At 29.7% G+C, this 18,545-nt stretch carries 13 protein-coding genes; 6 read left to right on the plus strand and 7 right to left on the minus strand.

The annotated features are described in order from the left end of the window. Positions 1 to 81: 81 nt before the first annotated feature. The gene (gene mutS, locus AABJ49_RS11565) at positions 82 to 2,649 is read right to left on the minus strand and encodes a DNA mismatch repair protein MutS (RefSeq protein ID WP_338378459.1); all 2,568 of its coding nucleotides are present in this window, start codon (positions 2,647 to 2,649) and stop codon (positions 82 to 84) included. A gap of 245 nt (positions 2,650 to 2,894) precedes the next feature. Here mutS and AABJ49_RS11570 point away from each other — a divergent pair, with 245 nt between their 5' ends. Both AABJ49_RS11570 and AABJ49_RS11575 read left to right on the plus strand, forming a co-directional pair. Beyond that, a complete protein-coding gene (locus tag AABJ49_RS11570) occupies positions 2,895 to 3,425 on the plus strand; it encodes an RNA methyltransferase (protein ID WP_338378433.1) in 531 nt (176 codons plus the stop codon). After that, positions 3,422 to 3,595, plus strand: coding sequence for a hypothetical protein (locus AABJ49_RS11575; RefSeq protein ID WP_338378434.1), 174 nt, complete (start codon positions 3,422 to 3,424; stop codon positions 3,593 to 3,595). Before AABJ49_RS11570 ends, AABJ49_RS11575 begins: the two co-directional genes overlap by 4 nt. Before the next feature lies 1 nt (position 3,596). Here the strand turns inward: AABJ49_RS11575 and folK are convergent, their stop codons facing one another. Further along, on the minus strand, positions 3,597 to 4,730 hold the full coding sequence (folK, locus tag AABJ49_RS11580) for a 2-amino-4-hydroxy-6-hydroxymethyldihydropteridine diphosphokinase (protein ID WP_338378435.1): 1,134 nt from the start codon (positions 4,728 to 4,730) through the stop codon (positions 3,597 to 3,599). Positions 4,731 to 4,848: 118 nt separating this feature from the next. Between folK and sppA the strand changes: the two genes are divergently transcribed. Then, positions 4,849 to 6,621 carry a signal peptide peptidase SppA gene (sppA, locus tag AABJ49_RS11585; RefSeq protein WP_338378436.1) on the plus strand — a complete coding sequence of 591 codons (1,773 nt, stop codon included), beginning with the start codon at positions 4,849 to 4,851 and terminating at the stop codon, positions 6,619 to 6,621. 208 nt (positions 6,622 to 6,829) lie between these two features. Further along, positions 6,830 to 9,448: an AsmA-like C-terminal region-containing protein gene (locus AABJ49_RS11590; protein ID WP_338378437.1), complete on the plus strand. Its 2,619-nt coding sequence runs from the start codon at positions 6,830 to 6,832 to the stop codon at positions 9,446 to 9,448. A gap of 60 nt (positions 9,449 to 9,508) precedes the next feature. On the opposite strand, the gene AABJ49_RS11595 is transcribed toward AABJ49_RS11590, so the two are convergent. Continuing rightward, the gene (locus AABJ49_RS11595; RefSeq protein ID WP_338378438.1) at positions 9,509 to 10,300 is read right to left on the minus strand and encodes a DUF2797 domain-containing protein; all 792 of its coding nucleotides are present in this window, start codon (positions 10,298 to 10,300) and stop codon (positions 9,509 to 9,511) included. Positions 10,301 to 10,402: 102 nt separating this feature from the next. Here AABJ49_RS11595 and AABJ49_RS11600 point away from each other — a divergent pair, with 102 nt between their 5' ends. Both AABJ49_RS11600 and AABJ49_RS11605 read left to right on the plus strand, forming a co-directional pair. After that, complete coding sequence (locus AABJ49_RS11600; RefSeq protein ID WP_338378439.1) at positions 10,403 to 11,926, plus strand: GH3 auxin-responsive promoter family protein; 1,524 nt, start codon at positions 10,403 to 10,405, stop codon at positions 11,924 to 11,926. Between the two features lie 192 nt (positions 11,927 to 12,118). Further along, positions 12,119 to 14,566, plus strand: a complete 2,448-nt coding sequence (locus AABJ49_RS11605) for an outer membrane beta-barrel family protein (protein WP_338378440.1) — start codon at positions 12,119 to 12,121, stop codon at positions 14,564 to 14,566. A gap of 49 nt (positions 14,567 to 14,615) precedes the next feature. Here AABJ49_RS11605 and clpX read toward each other — a convergent pair whose 3' ends face one another. From clpX to AABJ49_RS11625, 4 genes are all read right to left on the minus strand, one after another. Next, complete coding sequence (gene clpX, locus AABJ49_RS11610; protein ID WP_338378441.1) at positions 14,616 to 15,848, minus strand: ATP-dependent Clp protease ATP-binding subunit ClpX; 1,233 nt, start codon at positions 15,846 to 15,848, stop codon at positions 14,616 to 14,618. Between the two features lie 75 nt (positions 15,849 to 15,923). After that, positions 15,924 to 16,598 carry an ATP-dependent Clp endopeptidase proteolytic subunit ClpP gene (clpP, locus tag AABJ49_RS11615; protein ID WP_338378442.1) on the minus strand — a complete coding sequence of 225 codons (675 nt, stop codon included), beginning with the start codon at positions 16,596 to 16,598 and terminating at the stop codon, positions 15,924 to 15,926. Between the two features lie 112 nt (positions 16,599 to 16,710). Beyond that, complete coding sequence (gene tig / locus AABJ49_RS11620; RefSeq protein WP_338378443.1) at positions 16,711 to 18,036, minus strand: trigger factor; 1,326 nt, start codon at positions 18,034 to 18,036, stop codon at positions 16,711 to 16,713. 98 nt (positions 18,037 to 18,134) lie between these two features. Further along, positions 18,135 to 18,479, minus strand: a complete 345-nt coding sequence (locus tag AABJ49_RS11625; protein ID WP_338378444.1) for a phage holin family protein — start codon at positions 18,477 to 18,479, stop codon at positions 18,135 to 18,137. Between the last annotated feature and the right edge of the window lie 66 nt (positions 18,480 to 18,545).

The raw sequence follows: 18,545 nt of genomic DNA on the forward strand, positions 1-18,545 counted from the left end.
ATAAATTCCTCCCTTGATAAAATTATGAAAAACTAAAAAATTTAAGGTAATATCATGAAAAGTACGTGACATAGTAGCCAATTAATTTTTAACTATCATTCGTCTAATTTCATTTAATTTCATCAAAGCTTCCACAGGAGTCAATGTATTAATGTCTAAATTAACGATTTGTTCTTTTATTTCTTCCAACAAGGGATCATCTAAATTGAAAAAACTCAATTGCAACTCATCATTGGCTGCTTTTATATCCATCAATTCGTTTGAAGAATGTTTTTTCTCTAGTTGCTTTAAAAGTTTTTGTGCTTTTTGTATTACAATTTGAGGCATTCCTGCCATTTTTGCCACATGAATTCCAAAACTATGTGCACTTCCTCCTTTGACCAATTTACGAATAAACAAAACCGTATCTTTTAATTCTTTTACAGAAACATTAAAGTTCTGAATTCTATCAAACGTGACTTCCATTTCATTTAATTCGTGATAATGTGTGGCAAAAAGTGTTTTAGGTTTATTTGGGTGTTCGTGTAAATATTCAGCAATAGCCCAAGCAATTGAAATTCCGTCATATGTAGATGTTCCACGACCAATTTCGTCTAATAAAATTAAACTTCTTTCTGAAAGGTTATTCAAAATGGAAGCCGTTTCATTCATTTCGACCATAAAAGTCGATTCACCCATTGAGATATTATCACTTGCTCCTACTCTAGTAAATATTTTATCTACAATTCCCATTCTAACAGCTTCTGCAGGAACAAAACTTCCCATTTGAGCCAACAGCACAATCAAAGCCGTTTGACGCAAAATTGCTGATTTACCAGACATATTTGGACCCGTAATCATAATGATTTGTTGCGTTTCTCTATCTAAAAACACATTGTTTGAAATATAAGGAACTCCAACAGGCAATTGTCTTTCAATAACAGGATGACGACCTTCTGTAATTTCCAAATCAAAACTATCGTCAATTTGAGGTTGCACGAATTTTTGTTCGATAGCCATTTGCGTAAATGAATTCAAACAATCCAATTGTGCAATTAAATTTGCATTCAATTGAACAGGTTTGATATAAGTTGCCATCCATTGAATTAATTGCTCAAACAATTGATTTTCTATGACTTGAATTTTTTCTTCAGCACCTAAAATTTTAGCTTCATATTCTTTTAATTCTTCCGTAATATATCTTTCTGCACTTACCAAAGTTTGCTTTCTAATCCACTCTTCTGGAACTTTATCTTTATGCGTATTTCTAACTTCAATATAATATCCAAATACATTATTGAAAGAAACTTTTAGTGATGTTATTCCTGTTTTTTCACTTTCACGAAGTTCTAAATCTTCTAAAAAACCTTTCCCTTTGGAAGAGATTGCTCTCAATTCATCTAATTCTTCATTTACACCTGAAGCAATAGCATTTCCTTTGTTTATAGCAACTGGTGCTTCTTGGTTTAAAGTGGTTTTTATTTTTTCGCGAAGTAATTCACAAGCATGTAAACTATCACCAATGACTTTTAATGAATCGTTATTGGACGATAATGCCAACTCTTTTATAGGAATAATAGCATCTAAAGAATCTTTTAAATAGATGACTTCTCTTGGTGAAATTTTTCCAGTAGCTACTTTTGAAATTAATCGTTCTAAATCAGAAATTTGCTTGATTTGAACTTGGATTTTCTTCAAGATTTCTTGATTTTCTTTGAAATAAGCAACAACTTCGTGACGGCTTTTTATCTTAACAGCATCTTTCAAAGGTAAAGCCAACCAACGCTTCAACAATCGTGAACCCATGGGCGACAAAGTTCTATCAATGACATCCAAAAGGGTTACAGCATTTTGATTGGTAGAATGATACAATTCTAAATTTCGAATGGTAAATCTATCCATCCAAACATAAGCATCTTCAGCAATTCGTTGAATGGAAGTGATATGTTGGATTTTATTGTGTTGGGTTTCTGATAAATAATACAAAATAGCTCCAGAAGAAATAATTCCTTCTTGCAATTCTTCTATCCCAAATCCTTTTAGAGAATTGGTTTGAAAATGATTCGTTAAACTTTCAAAAGCATAATCCTGTCTAAAAACCCAATCTTCCAAGAAAAAAGTATGGTAATCTTCTCCAAAAACTTCTCTAAATTTTAATTTGAATTGCTTCGGAATTAAAACTTCACTAGGTTGGAAATTTTGCAACAATTTATCAATATATTCTTCGTTTCCTTGCGCTGTTAAAAATTCTCCTGTTGAAACATCTAAAAAAGAAATTCCAATACTAATTTTTCCAAAATGTAAAGCTGCTAAAAAGTTGTTTGATTTCGATTGCAAGACCTCATCATTCATGGAAACTCCTGGTGTAATTAATTCGGTTACACCACGTTTTACAATGGTTTTGGTCATTTTTGGATCTTCTAATTGGTCGCAAATCGCAACACGAAGTCCAGCTTTTACTAGCTTTGGTAAATACGTATTTATAGAATGATGTGGAAAACCTGCTAAAGCTGTTTCGGTATCAGAACCTGCTCCACGTTTGGTTAACGTAATTCCTAAAATATTGGCAGCACGAACAGCATCTTCACCAAAAGTTTCATAAAAATCTCCCACTCTAAACAACAAACAAGCATCTGGATATTTCGCTTTGATGCCGTTGTATTGCTTCATTAAAGGAGTTTCTTTAACTTCTTTGGGTTTAGATTCTTTTGCTGTTTTCTTAGCCACAATAATTAATTTTAGGTAATGCTTGCGAAGTTACAAAAATCAATGACAATTTCAATTTCAATGGCAAAATTCAATTTTGAACCATTTAGAGATTATGGTTCATTAAGAAATTCTTTTAAACTTATAAACTCCTAACCTTTTAACCTAATATTTTTTTAAACTTTTAAACTAAAAACTATCTTTGCTTCATGAAAAAATTAGCCAACGAAGAATTAAATAGAATTAGTAAAGAAGAATTCAAAGAAGCTGAAAAAACTCCGATTATTATTATTTTAGATGACATTCGAAGTTTACATAACATAGGTTCTGTTTTTAGAACTTCTGATGCTTTTTTGATTGAAAAAATTTATTTGTGTGGCATAACTGCTGTTCCTCCAAATAAGGAAATTCACAAAACAGCTCTTGGAGCAACAGATACAGTTACTTGGGAATATGCTAAAGATGTTTTAGCAGTAATTGAAAAGTTGAAATCTGAAAAAGTTTCTATTTACTCAATAGAACAAGTTGAAAATTCTATTATGTTGAATGATTTTCAGCCTGAAACGGATAAAAAATATGCTTTAATTTTCGGTAACGAAGTAAAAGGTGTGCAACAAGAAGCTATTAATTTGAGTGATGGTGTAATTGAAATTCCGCAGTTAGGAAGCAAACATTCTCTTAATATTTCGGTTAGTGCTGGAATTGTGATTTGGGATTTGTTTCAAAAAATAAACCAATGAAAATAGGACCTTTATCAATAACTATTTTACTTGTTTCTTTTGCGATTATGTTAGTAACAACTTTAGATTGGATTGACAACAATCCTTTGAGTGATTATAAACTTCTTGCTGCTTTACAGTTTATGCTTATTGGAAGAATTATATTAAAAAATCAAAGAAAAAAAGACTAAACTAATTTACTTTAGCATTTATTTCATTCAATAAATAGATGTAATCATTTTGGTTTTTTATAAAGTCCAAATCTGAAATATCAATAACTAAAACATTCAAATCGGTTTGAGTTTTGATATAATCTAAATAACCACGATTGATTTTCTCTAAGTAATCAGCTGGAATTTCTTGCTCATAACTTCTACCTCTTTTTTTGATATTTGCCAAAAGTCGTTCTGTGTTTTGGTATAAATACACATATAAATCAGGTTTTGGCATTTCTTTACGAATGATATCAAACATCGTTTTATATAAACGAAATTCATCTTCGTGAAGCGTTACTTTTGCAAAAATTAAGGATTTAAAAATATGATAATCCGCTACTATAAAATCTTTAAACAAATCAAATTGCGCTAAATCATCTGTTAACTGTTGATATCTATCTGCTAAAAATGACATTTCTAACGGAAAAGCATATCGATTTTGATCTTTATAAAATTTTGGCAAAAATGGATTATCGGCAAAACGTTCTAAAACTAATTTTGCATTACAATCTTCTGCTATTTTGGTTGCTAAAGTCGTTTTTCCTGCTCCAATATTTCCTTCTATAGCAATGTAATTGAAATTTTGTAAGCTTAATTTTTCAATTGGAGAAACTAATTTTTCAACAACTACACATTCACTTTCATCTTCACAAATTTGCAGTAATTCTGAAATTGATTTTTTTAAAATCGGATGCATCCAATCCAAATTCAAATCATTCATTGGCAGCAAAACAAACTTTCTATTTTGCATTTGTTTGTGTGGAATTTCCAAATTTTCAAATTCTAGAATATCTTCATTACATGAAATAATATCGATATCAATAGTTCTAGCTTGATATCCTTTTTCATAAGAACGAGTTCTTCCTAATTGTTTTTCTAATTTTAAAACCTGTGAAAGAATTTTTTGAGCTGATTTTGAAGTATGAATTATAATAGCACAATTATAAAAAGGATCGCTTTCAAAACCCCAAGCTGGAGTTTCATATATTTTCGAAACCTTTACAACCGTTGCTATTTCATTATGAATTGTAGCAATACAAGACTCAATAGCCTCTAATCTATTGCCAATATTACTTCCTAATGATAAAATTATTTGATTTTGTAGATTCATACCTTGGCAAAATAACAAACAATTTTCGGCTTATCTCAAAAGAAATTTATTTTTTTTAAAACTTGTAACATTCTAACTAAAAACAATACTTATAGATACATTAAATACATTATTAAAAATGAGATTCTTAAGTAACGTTTTATCAACCATAGTCGGAATATTTTTATTCTGTTTTATATTTTTCTTTTTCATCTTAATTATTGGAGCTTTGGCTGGAAGTGGTGATAGGAAACCTAAATTAAAGAAAAACTCAGTTATCGAGTTAGATTTATCTGAAATCAGTTTGGATTACAATGGAAAATTTGAACCAAGTCCTTTTGAAGCTTTATTAGAGCAAAAAAGTAAAGCAAGTGTAAGCGAAGTTATTGATGCCATTGAAGCAGCCAAAAAAGACAAAGATATTGAAGGGATTTCCATTTTAAAAAACGAATCATCTTTAGGTTTAGCCCAATCAAAAGCTATTAGAAACAAATTAAATGAATTTAAAAAAACAGGGAAATTTGTATATGCTTATTCTGATGTTTTAAGTCAAAAAGATTATTATTTGAATTCGGTTGCTGACCAAATTTATTTAAATCCTGTTGGAGAATTAGATTTTAAAGGTTTGTCTTCAGAGGTGCTTTACCTGAAAGATTTACAAGAAAAATCAGGTGTAAAATTTGAAGTTATTCGTCATGGAAAATATAAAAGTGCTGTAGAACCTTTCTTAGCACAAGAAATGAGTCCAGAAAACAGAGAGCAAATGACCGTTTTGTTACAGTCAATTTGGGAAACCATAGTTACTGATATTGCCACAAGTAGAAAAGTTGACGTTTCAACTTTGAACAACATTGCAGATAATTTAGGAGCAAGAACTCCACAAATGGCTTTAGCAGCAAAAATGATTGATAAAATTGGTTATGAAGATGAATATCACGATTTGATTCGTAAAAAACTAAAGGTTAAAGATGATGAAGAATACAATTCAATTTCAATTTCTGATTACGCAGATTTAGCTGATTCACCTTCAACGAATTTCACAGCTGATAATACTATTGCTGTAATTTACGCTCAAGGAGAAATTCAAGGTGGTGAAGGAAGTGTAAACATCATTGGCGAAGGTTCTATAAATCGTTCCTTAAAAGAAGCTCGTGAAGATGATGATGTAAAAGCTATTGTTTTAAGAGTTGATAGTCCAGGTGGAAGTGCATTAACGTCAGAATTAATTTGGAGAGAAATTGAATTGACCAAAAAAGTAAAACCTGTTGTGGTTTCAATGGGTAATTTAGCAGCATCCGGTGGCTATTATATTTCTTGTAATTCTGATTATATTTTTGCCGAACCAAGTACAATTACAGGATCAATTGGTGTTTTTGGAATGCTTCCTAACATGACTGAATTAAGTAAAAATATTGGGATAAATGCTGAACAAGTTAAAACGCATAAAAACTCTAATGGATATAGTGTTTTTGAACCTATAGATGAAAATTTCAAAGCAGTAGTTTTAGAAAGTATTGAAGATGTTTACGGAACTTTTTTACAACGTGTAGCTGATGGAAGAAAAATGACAACAGAACAAGTTGATGCAATAGCACAAGGAAGAGTTTGGACTGGAACTGATGCTATAAAAAATGGTTTAGTGGATAAAATTGGAAGTTTAAACGATGCTATTAAATATGCAGCAACTTTAGCAAAAGTAAAAGATTTTAGAACAGAAAATTACCCAGAATATGAAACTAATATTGAAGATTTATTAGCTGGAATGACTGGAATCTCAATTTTTAAAACCAAAGAAGATTTATTAAAGGAACAATTAGGAATTGAAGGTTACTTACTTTTAGAAAAAATTAAAAGAGCTCAAAACTTCAAAGGTATTCAAGCTATGATGCCATACGAGTTGGATATCAAATAGATTATAAATATTCAGAAAAAAAGCTTCAAAACCACTAATCAAAAATTAGTGGTTTTTTATTTCAAATACTTTAAACATATTAAAACATTAATTGTCAATTAATTTAAATTCTACAAAAATTTATTAAAATCTTAATACTTTCTTTTCCAATTTGGTATTACATTTGTTTTTAGTAAAATATAAATAATAGCTGCTTAAATAATTCGTTATGTTAAAGAAAATTTTAAAAATTACTGGAATAACTTTGTTAGTATTAATCATCGGATTAGTTGCTGCACCATTTATTTTCAAAGATAAAATCAAACAAATGATTGCAAAAACACTTAATGAAAGTGTAGATGCAAAAATTGCCTTTGAGGATGTGGATTTGAGTTTATTGAAAAGTTTTCCTCAAGCAAACGTAACTATTGAAAAATTAAGCATCATCAACAAAGCTCCTTTTGAAGATGATACTTTATTTTATAGTGGTCAAACGAATTTGAAAATGAGCATCAAAGAGTTATTTAAAGATGCTTCAGAAACTATAAATTTAGAGAGTATTTCTTCACAAAACGGAATAGTTAATATCATTTTCAATAAAGATGGTTTAGGAAATTATGACATTGCTCTCAAAGATGACAAACCTGAAAGCGAAAGTAACAATAAACCATTTGCGTTAAACATTCAAGATTATAAAATTGAGAATCTTCGTTTTACTTATATAGACGAAGCTTCTGATATGAAAATGGTTTTGGATAGCATCAATCATTCTGGAACTGGAAATTTTGCCGAACAGAAATTAGATTTAGATACAGAAACTACTGCAAAGCTTTCCTTTGAAATGGAAAAAAATAAACTAATGACTAATGTTGGAATCACTTTAGATGCAGTTTTAGGAATTGATTTGGATAAAATGAAATTCGAATTTAAAGACAACAGAGCCTTAATTAATCAATTGCCTTTAGAATTTGATGGTTATTTACAAATGGTTGAAGCTGGGCAAGATTATGATTTGAAATTCAAAACACCAACTTCATCTTTTAAAAACTTTTTAGGATTAGTTCCAGAAGCCTATTCTGGCGATTTAAATAAAGTAGAAACTTCTGGTGACTTTACTGTAAATGGAGTTGTAAAAGGAAGTTTAACCGAAACTACAATTCCGAAATTTAATGTGGAAATTTCCTCAAACAATGCGATGTTTAAATATCCTGACTTACCAAAAGCAGTGAAAAATATTGTTATTGATACACATATTGTAAATGAAACAGGTTTAATGAATGATACTTATGTGAATTTAAATAAACTTTCATTTTCTATAGATCAAGATGTGTTCAATGTAAAAGCAAATGTAAAAAACTTTGAAAACGCATTAGTTGATGCACAACTAAACGGAACAATTAATTTAGCTAATGTAACAAAGGCTTACCCTGTTCAATTAGACATGCCTTTATCTGGAATTTTAAAAGCTGATGTTGCTACTAAATTTGACATGAAATCGGTTGAAACTTCGCAATATCAAAACATTCAAAGTTCAGGAAATATGTCGATTACTGGTTTCAATTATGAAGGACCAGAATTAGCAAAACCAATAAGAATTAATAAAGCAGCTATTGTTTTCAACACTAGTAAAATTCAGTTAAATGAGCTTGATGCGAAAACAGGTAGTTCCGATTTAAAAGTCACAGGTGCTTTAGATAATTTTTACGGATTTATGTTTAAAAACCAAGTATTGAAAGGAAATTTCAATATGAATTCAAATAATCTACTAGTTTCGGATTTCATGGAACCTTCAACAACTACTACAGCTGAAGGTAAAAAGACTACTGAACCAGTAAAAATTCCTTCGTTTTTAGATTGTACAATTTCGGCAAAAGCTAACAATGTGGTTTATGACAATTTAATTTTAAAAGATGTTTCAGGAAATCTAGTTATTAAAGATGAAGCAATTGCTTTAAACAATTTAAAAATGGGCATTTTTGGAGGAAATATTGGTTTGACAGGAAATGTTTCAACTAAAGGAAATGTTCCGACTTTTACAATGGACTTAGGCCTAAATCAAGTAGGAATTTCTGAAGCATTTACACAATTAGATATGTTGAAATCCATTGCTCCAATTGCTGGTGTAATTAATGGAAAATTAAATTCAACCATAAATTTATCTGGAAAATTAACCAATGACATGACTCCAGATCTAAAAACACTTTCTGGTGATTTAATTGGGCAATTGTTATCAACTACTATAAATGAGAAAAACTCAAAATTACTTACCATTTTATCTTCTAATTTGAATTTTATAGATTTAAACAAATTAAATTTAAATGATTTAAAAGCAGCTTTGACTTTTAGTGATGGAAAAGTAAATTTAAAACCTTTTGATTTGAAATATCAAGATATTAAAGTTAATATTGGTGGAACACACGGTTTTGATCAAAGCATGAATTATAATTTAAAATTTGATGTTCCTGCTAAATATTTAGGTACAGAAGTAAACAATTTGATTGCTAAATTAACTCCAGCAGATGCTAACAAATTAGAAAGCATTCCAATTAATGCAATGATGACAGGAAGTTTTGGAGCACCAAAATTAACTACAGATTTAAAAACAGCAACAACTAATTTAGTAACCCAATTAGCCAAACAACAAAAAGATAAATACTTAAATCAGGGTTTAAATCAGTTAGGAAATGCTGCTGGACTTCCAACAAAAACAGACTCTACCGGAACGACCGTGCCAAAAACAAAAGAAGAAGTTAAGGAAGAAGTAAAAACTAAAGCCACAGAAGTTGTAAAAGACAAAGTTAAAGATGGTTTAAATAATCTTTTTAATAAGAAGAAAAAAGACGAGTAGAATTTAAGAATATTGTAAAAAAAGAATCCCTTCACATTTATTTGAAAAGGGATTCTTTGTTTACAAACTAATTCTCACCACATAACCTTCATTACTTCTCACATTAAAAACTGTTCCATCTTCAAATAAGAGATATTGACCTTTAATTCCAGATACTTTACCTGTGAATGATGGTACTTTATCTAAATTGATACTACTTATTTTCTTGGGATACTGCAAAACAGGATAATGTAAGTCTAAAACTTGTTGGTCAGCCGCAAAATAAGGTTTAACTTCTTCTGGTAACCAATCCAATGTCTTTTGTCTTTCTATTAATAAATCTACTGGTAAAACTTCATTTTTTAGCATTTTTTGCCAAGCTGTTTTATCTGCAAAATGATTTTTTAAGGCAACTTCAGTAATTCCAGCCAAATAACGATTTGGAACCTCAACAATTGGAACAGCTTGTACTGCACCTTGATCAATCCATCTTGTAGGAACTTGAGTTTTTCTGGTTACACCAACTTTTACTTCACTTGACAAAGCTAAATACACAACATGAGGTTGCAATTGTACTTTTTTCTCATACACTAAATCTCTGTCTTCAATATCCAAATGGGCAGTACTTAATTCAGGTTTCATAATCCAATCCCCAACAGCAGCACTACTCATAAAACAATCATAGCAAAATCCTTGACGGAAAATTTTCTTTTGCTTTCCACAATTCAAACATTGATAGCCTTGAAAAACTATTTCGGTTTCTTTTCCAATTAATTGATTCACATTCAAAAAACTATTTTCAAAAACCAAGTAGTATTGAATTGGATTTCCTATTTCGGTTTGCATTTTGGTTAAAACACCTTCGTAAGTCATTCTTGTAAAGATTTTGGTTTAAAGTTTTATATTCAACAAAATTTGTTATTTTTGGTAAAGTTATAATTCGTATATCGAAATTCATAATTCACAGCTTAAAATATGGCATTTCCGATTATAAATTCTATCGCTTCATTTATTTTAAAAAAACGAATTCATCAAATGGAATTGTTTTTAAAATATCCACATGAAGTACAAGAAGAACTCCTTTTTAGTTTATTGAAACAAGCTGAAAACACTTTTATTGGAAAGCAATATGAGTTTAATTCTATCCAAAATTATAAAACATTTTCAGAGAGAGTTCCTGTTTCAACTTATGAAGAATTAGAACCTTTAATTGAGCGAACTCGAAAAGGGGAACAAAATATTTTTTGGAATACATCCATAAAATGGTTTGCTAAATCAAGTGGAACTACCAATGCAAAGAGTAAATTTATTCCTGTTAGTAATGAAGCTTTAGAAAATTGTCATTACAAAGCCAGTAAAGATTTATTGTGTTTGTATTTAAACAACAATGAAGATTCTCAATTATTTGTAGGTAAAAGTCTTCGCTTAGGTGGAAGCAAGCAATTATACGAAGACAACAATACCTTTTTTGGAGATTTATCGGCAATTTTAATTGACAATATGCCTATTTGGGCCGAATTTAGTTCCACACCAAGCAGCAGTATTTCATTAATGGGTGATTGGGAAAATAAAATGCCAGCCATTATTAATGAAACCATAAATGAAAATGTAACCAGTTTAGCTGGCGTTCCGAGTTGGATGATGGTTCTGTTAAATAAAACTTTAGAACAAACAGGCAAACAAAACATGCTGGAAATTTGGCCAAATGCTGAAGTATATTTTCATGGCGGTGTCAATTTTGATCCTTATAGAGAACAATACAAAAAGTTGTTTCCAAAAGATAATTTTCAGTATTATGAAATATATAATGCTTCGGAAGGATTTTTTGCTTTGCAAGATTTAAACAATTCTAACGATTTACTTTTGATGTTGGATTACGGAATTTTCTATGAATTTATTCCAATGGATACTTTTGGGCAACCGACTCAAAAAATTATTCGTTTAAATGAAGTTGAAGTTAATAAAAATTATGCTGTAGTAATCACCACGAATTCAGGTTTATGGAGATATATGATTGGAGACACCATTCGTTTTACTAATTTAAATCCATATAGAATTAGAGTAACAGGAAGAACAAAACACCATTTGAATGTTTTTGGTGAAGAGTTAATGGTAGAAAATACGGAAATGGCTTTAACAGCAACTTGCAAGGAATTAAATTGTGAAATCATTGATTATACTGTTGCACCAATTTTTATGGAAGGAAAGAAAAAAGGAGCTCATGAATGGATGATTGAATTCAAATCTTTACCTGAATGTATTTCTACTTTTAGTGAACTTTTAGACAAAAATTTACAAAATTTAAATTCAGATTACGAAGCTAAACGCTACAATAACATGACTTTAAATCCGTTAGTATTAAATATTGCTAGACCAAAATTGTTTTATGATTGGTTAAAAGAAAATGACAAATTAGGTGGACAACACAAAATTCCTAGACTTTCTAACGACAGAAATTATATGGAACAATTATTGCGAATGCAAATGGTGAATGCTTAAAAATTGAATTATGAAAAAAATTATTGCTTTATTTTTACTTACGTTATTTTTAGTTTCTTGCTCAAGTACACCAAGATATGGTTGTAATTCTAGAAGATGTGATGTGAGTCAAACACAACAATAAAAATATGTTTTGTAACAATTTTGATTTAGGTGAGTCTTATTAGCAATCATCAATCAAATCAAAATTAAATGAAACTATTTAAAAAAATCACTTTAACTGCTTTATTTTTTGTTTGCAGTTTAAGTTTCGCACAAGAAGCTGTAAAAACAATAAAAGTTAAATCTTCTAATGAAAAAGTTGACTGTTCTAACGACAACATTGATCGTTTTTATACTTTAGAGCGAAAAGTCAACAACGAAGTTTTGTACAACAAATACTTCAACACAACTGGTTGCGAATTTACTATTAAAGAAAATTTAGCCGCTGGAAATTACACCCTAACCATTTTTACTTACGAATACAATCAAGAAGTTATCTCTTTTGAGATTACTGACACAAGTAATTCTATAACTTTAGAAGATGTTATTTTGACTGAAAAAATGACTAATTTAAAAGAAGTTGTTCTTACAGATAGAAAAAAATACATCAAAGTTGAATCTGACAAAACCACTATTAATGTCAAAGACAATCCTTTGGTTAGTTCAGGAACAGCTTTAGATGCTATTAAAAAAATGCCTGGAGTTGTAGCTTCACCAACTGGTGGATTTACTTTAAATGGAAAGCCAATTGTTGTTTATATTGATGATGCTCCAAATTCTTTAAGCGGAAATGATTTGAAAAATTATCTTTCTTCACTTCCTGCTAAAGCCATTGAAAATATCGAATTAATTTACAATCCAGGAGCTTCTTTTGATGCCAATGCGAGTGGTTCGGTTATTAATTTAGTAACAAGTTCTGTTCGTTTAAAAGGAATTAATGCCAATTTTAATATCAATTATAATTTTAATAAATACCAAAAACCAAGTCCTCAAATTTTATTAAATGGAAAAGAGAAAAACTTGAGTTGGCAAACAATGATTGGTTACAACTATATTGATAGTGAACAAAAATCTGAGAACGGACAAACGTTTACTTCTTTTAATCCTAATGAAACTATTCAACAAGAACGATTGACTGTTTCTACGAATCGTAATTTTTATTCGAGAATTGGAACTAATTATAAATTGTCTAAAAAATCAAATTTATTATTGAACTATAATGCTACTTTAAGTAATAACAGAAATGTTTTTGAGGCACAAACTTTCGGTTCAAGCATTCCAGATTATTACAATGAAGGAATTTCTAAAAATAAATCCAACAATCACGAAGTTAGTTTGCAATACAAAACCAAACTAGATACATTGGGAAGAAAATTAGATATCATTGGATTTTCTAATTTCTTTTCAAATAATCCTAACTCATTTTCAACAGCTACAGAAAACAACACAAATAGCACATTTATAACCAAAAACAATTTTGATTTATTGAATTATTATTTGAAATATGATTTTACAATTCCGTTTCAAAAATATGATTTCTCTTTAACTACTGGTGGAAAGTTTAACCATTTGGACGTAAACAATATTGGAAATTATAATTTAGATAGTCCAATTACAAGTGTTATTGATTTTGACTATGAAGAATCTAATTTGGCTTTTTATGCTGAAGCTCGAAAGAAAATTAAAAAATTCAATTTTACTTTAGGATTGCGTTTAGAAGATTTCAATGTTAACAGAACAGGAATTGTTGACAACACAGCTACAAAAATAGAATTTTCAAACACCAATTTATTTCCGAATGCAAGTGTTTTATACCAACTTTCTGATGAAATAAACATAAGCTCTTCTTATTCAAGAAAAATTAGACAACCTAATTATAATACATTAGATCCAAATGGAAGCAACTTCGATCAATACAACAGTTCTGGTGGAAATTTACTTTTAAATCCAGTATTTTTTGATAATTATAATTTTAAAATCACAGCTTTAGATTATGTGCAAATTGGAACCAATTATAGTGTTGCCAAAGATCAAAACTTCTTTGTTTTTAGTGCTGAACCGAATGAATTAGTAAGTTCAAGCGCTTTTAGACAATTTGATAGAGTGAAAACTTTTAGTGCTTTTGCTAACTTTCCAATTCCGTTAGATTATTTCTTTAAAGGTAAAGATGTTTTTATGGAGCGTTTGAATATTATTGACCGAATGAATTATATTTATTTAAGTGTAAATTACATCAAAACAACAATTGATGGTTATGAATTTCCATTTAAGCAAAAACCCATTTGGAATTATGCAGCTGAAGCTCAAATTTTATTGCCTTGGGACATCAGAAATAGCATGACTTATTATATTCTTCCTCCAGGAAACTGGGAGATTTATGATGTAACAAAACCTATCCAACAGTTTGACATCTCTTTCCAAAAAGAGTTTTTAGACAAAAAACTTAAAATAGGACTTCATGCAATAGATTTATTCAATCAAAATAGTATTACAGCTCAAATTGCATCTCCAAACTTAAACACTAACTTCTATGAAAAGAATGATAGTAGAGTTTTTAGAATTTCTTTGAGTTATAATTTTGGGAATCTTAAGTTAGAAAAAGAAAACACTACTATTGAAACCGAAAAAGTAAAAAGTGGTGGTGGATTTGTAAAATAAAAATCAAAAAAAATCCCGATTTTAAATTTAAATCGGGATTTTTTATTTTTTATGAAACAGCTTTCAGTCGTTGTAATAAATTTTTATTTAAACTCTGTTCTGCATATTCTTTTGTAACTAATAGTGATTTATCTTCAGAACCTGGTAAATCAAACATCGCATCCGTTAAAATAGCTTCACAAAGTGAACGCAAACCTCTTGCTCCTAATTTGTATTCCAATGCTTTTGAGACAATAAATTCTAAAGCTCCTTCTTCAATTTCTAAAGCAACCTCATCCATTTCAAACAACTTTTTGTATTGTTTTATTAAAGCATTTTTTGGTTCTGTTAAGATACTTCTCAATGTGTCTGCATCTAATGGATCCATGTGAGTCAGCACTGGTAAACGACCAATTATTTCAGGAATTAAACCAAAGTCTTTTACATCTTTTGGAATGATATATTGCAATAAATTGTCTTTGTCAATTTGGTCTGTATTAATAGAAGAACTATATCCAACAGCTTGACGATTTAATCGTTTTGAAATGACACGTTCAATTCCGTCAAAAGCACCACCAGCAATAAATAAGATATTTTGTGTATTCACCTCAACAAATTTTTGGTCTGGATGTTTTCTTCCTCCTTTTGGTGGCACATTTACAACTGTACCTTCTAACAATTTCAATAAAGCTTGTTGAACACCTTCTCCAGAAACATCTCTAGTTATAGAAGGATTATCGCTCTTTCGAGCAATTTTATCAATCTCATCAATAAAAACAATTCCTCTTTCGGCTTTTTCAACATCATAATCAGCTGCTTGAAGTAAACGAGTTAAAATACTTTCTACATCTTCTCCTACATAACCAGCTTCTGTTAAAACAGTTGCATCAACAATCGCTAAAGGAACATTTAACATTCTTGCAATAGTTTTTGCTACTAATGTTTTTCCTGTTCCGGTTTGTCCGACCATTAATATGTTACTTTTTTCAATTTCAACATCATCATCGGTCTGTTTTTGCATTAATCTTTTATAGTGATTATATACAGCAACACTCATCACTCTTTTTGTTTGATCTTGTCCAATGACATAATCATCTAAAAAAGTTTTAATTTCTTTTGGTTTAAGTAAATTCAAATCTGCTAACAATTCGGAATTTCCGGTTTGTTTGATTTCTTCAATTACTATTCCATGGGCTTGTTCAATACATCTATCACAAATATGTGCATCTATACCAGCAATTAATAAATTAGTTTCTGGTTTTTTTCTTCCACAAAATGAACATTCTAGTACTTCTTTTGGCATTTTTTTTTGTTATGGGTTATGGGCTATTGGTAATAAGCAAATCTCTTTCCCATTACCAATCACCTATCACCAGTTTTATTTTCTTTCTAATACTTCATCAATCATACCATACTCTTTTGCTTCAGCAGCAATCATCCAGTAATCTCTTTCTGAATCTTTGTATACTTTATCAAAATCTTGTTTTGAATGCTTTGCTATAATATGATACAATTCATCTTTTAATTTCAACATTTCTCGTAAGTTGATTTCCATATCTGAAGCAACTCCTTGTGCTCCTCCGCTTGGTTGGTGAATCATTACACGTGAATGAGGCAATGCACTTCTTTTTCCGTCTGCACCAGCACATAATAAAACAGCTCCCATTGAAGCAGCCATTCCTGTACAAATTGTAGCTACATCTGGTTTAATGAATTGCATAGTATCATAAATACCTAATCCAGCATAAACACTTCCTCCTGGAGAATTGATGTAAATTTGAATGTCTTTAGAAGCATCTGTACTTTCTAAAAACAACAATTGTGCTTGAACGATGTTTGCAATTTGATCATCAACACCAGTTCCTAAAAAGATAATTCTGTCCATCATCAAACGCGAAAAAACGTCTAATTGAGAAACATTTAATTGACGCTCTTCCATAATGTAAGGAGTCATTCCTGTTGGTGTGATTTGTTTTACGATTTTATCATAATACAAATTATTTATACCTTGATGCTTAGTAGCAAATTTTCTAAATTCTTTTCCGTAGTTCATATTATTTTCGAATAATTAAATTATAGTTATACTAATTCTGAGTTTAATTCAGAATAAAAAACGCCAAACCCAAAAAGTTTGACGTTCAAAGATAATTATTTTTTATGAGAAATTATTCTCCATACATTTCTTTAATAAAGTCTTGGTAAGAAACTTCTTTTGTTTTTGCAGGAACTTTTTCTTTGTAAAGATTAATCATTTTTTCGCTCATAATTTGTTCAGACAAACGTTTGATTTCATCTTGGTTTGATAAAACTCTAGCTACAATACTATCAACTTCTTCATCCGTTGGATTTACTTGACCAAATTGAGCCATTTGTTTTTTGATTAAATCAGAAGTAAATGCTTTTAATTCTTCAAAAGTAGTTTGAAGGTTATTTTCAACAATTACTTTTCCTTCAATCAATTGGTAACGTAAACCTTTTTCTGATTTTTCATATTCTTCCTCAGCTTGTTCAGCCGTTAAAGGATTTTCACCAGCATTTTGAATCCATTTTTTTAGGAATTCTGCTGGTAAATCAAATTTAGTATTATCAATTAAAGACTCCGTAACATCATTTAAGAATTTTTGATCAGCTTGTTGTGCAAATTGACCTTCAGCATCTTCTTTGATTTTTGCTTTTAATTCTTCAACTGATTTTACATTTCCTTCTCCAAATAATTTATCAAACAATTCTTGGTTTAATTCAGCCAATTCAGTTGCATTGATTTCTTCAATAGTAAAGTTTACATCAACATCTAAACCATGCACATCATCATGAGAAACTTTTAAATAATCCATTAATTTATGGTCGTCATCAAAAAGTCCTTTTGTATTTAAAACAACAACATCACCTACTTTTTTACCGATAAATTCTTTAGCTATTTTTTTGTCTTTAAAGATACCTAATGAAAAAGTTGTTCTGTTTTCAATTCCTTTTTCTTCGTTTGAGAAAGTTCCTGAAACATCAAACCCTTCTTCTACTTTATCTTGAGGAATTAATTTTCCGTACTGCTTTTGAATTCTTTCAATTTGCTCGTTTAACATAGTTTCGTCAGCAACAATTGCAAAACGAGTTACTTTTGTTTTAGCTGTTAAGTCTACATTAAATTCTGGAGCTAATCCTAATTCGAATTCAAAAGTATAATCTTCTTTATCCCAATTGAAATCTTCAGTTACTTTTGGAAGTGGATTTCCTAAAATATCTAATTTTTCTTGAACTAGGTAGTCGTTTAAAGATTTTTGCAATAATTTATTTACTTCGTCTAATAAAACGGCTTTACCATATTGTTTTTGGATAACGCTCATTGGCACAGCACCTTTTCTAAATCCTGGAATGTTTGCGTTTTTTCTATAATCTGCTAAAATTTTAGCTACATTAGCTGAATAATCTTCTTTAGCAACTGCTACAGTTACTATTGCATTTAATGCATCAACGTTTTCTCTTGTAATGTTCATTTTGTCTTTTTTTCCTATTGAAAATTGGGTTGCAAAATTATAAAAATTTCACAACCCAAACAAGTTTTTAATTAATTGAAATTCAATTGTATAAAAATTTAGCTTTTCTCTACGAAAATATTATTCAGAATTGACTGACCTATGGATAAAAGTAAGCTAAATAATAAGGCATACCAAAATCCAGAAACCGCAAAACCATCAATCATTTTATCACAAATCATTATTATCACTGCATTAATCACCAATAGAAAAAGTCCTAAAGTCACAATAGTTACTGGTATAGTTAACAAGACTAATATTGGTTTTAAAAACGTATTTAATAGAGCTAAAACTACCGCAACAATTAATGCAGTTGAAAAACTTGCCACTGCAATTCCTGGCAAAAAATGAGCTAGTACAAACACTACAATTGTAGACATTAAAAGTTTTATCAGTAAATTCATAATTTAAATTTTATTTTAAAGATAAAAAAAAGACACCAAAAATGATGTCTTTTATTTAATATATTT

The sequence above is a fragment of the uncultured Flavobacterium sp. genome (assembly GCF_963922255.1).
In the GTDB taxonomy this organism is placed as follows: domain Bacteria; phylum Bacteroidota; class Bacteroidia; order Flavobacteriales; family Flavobacteriaceae; genus Flavobacterium.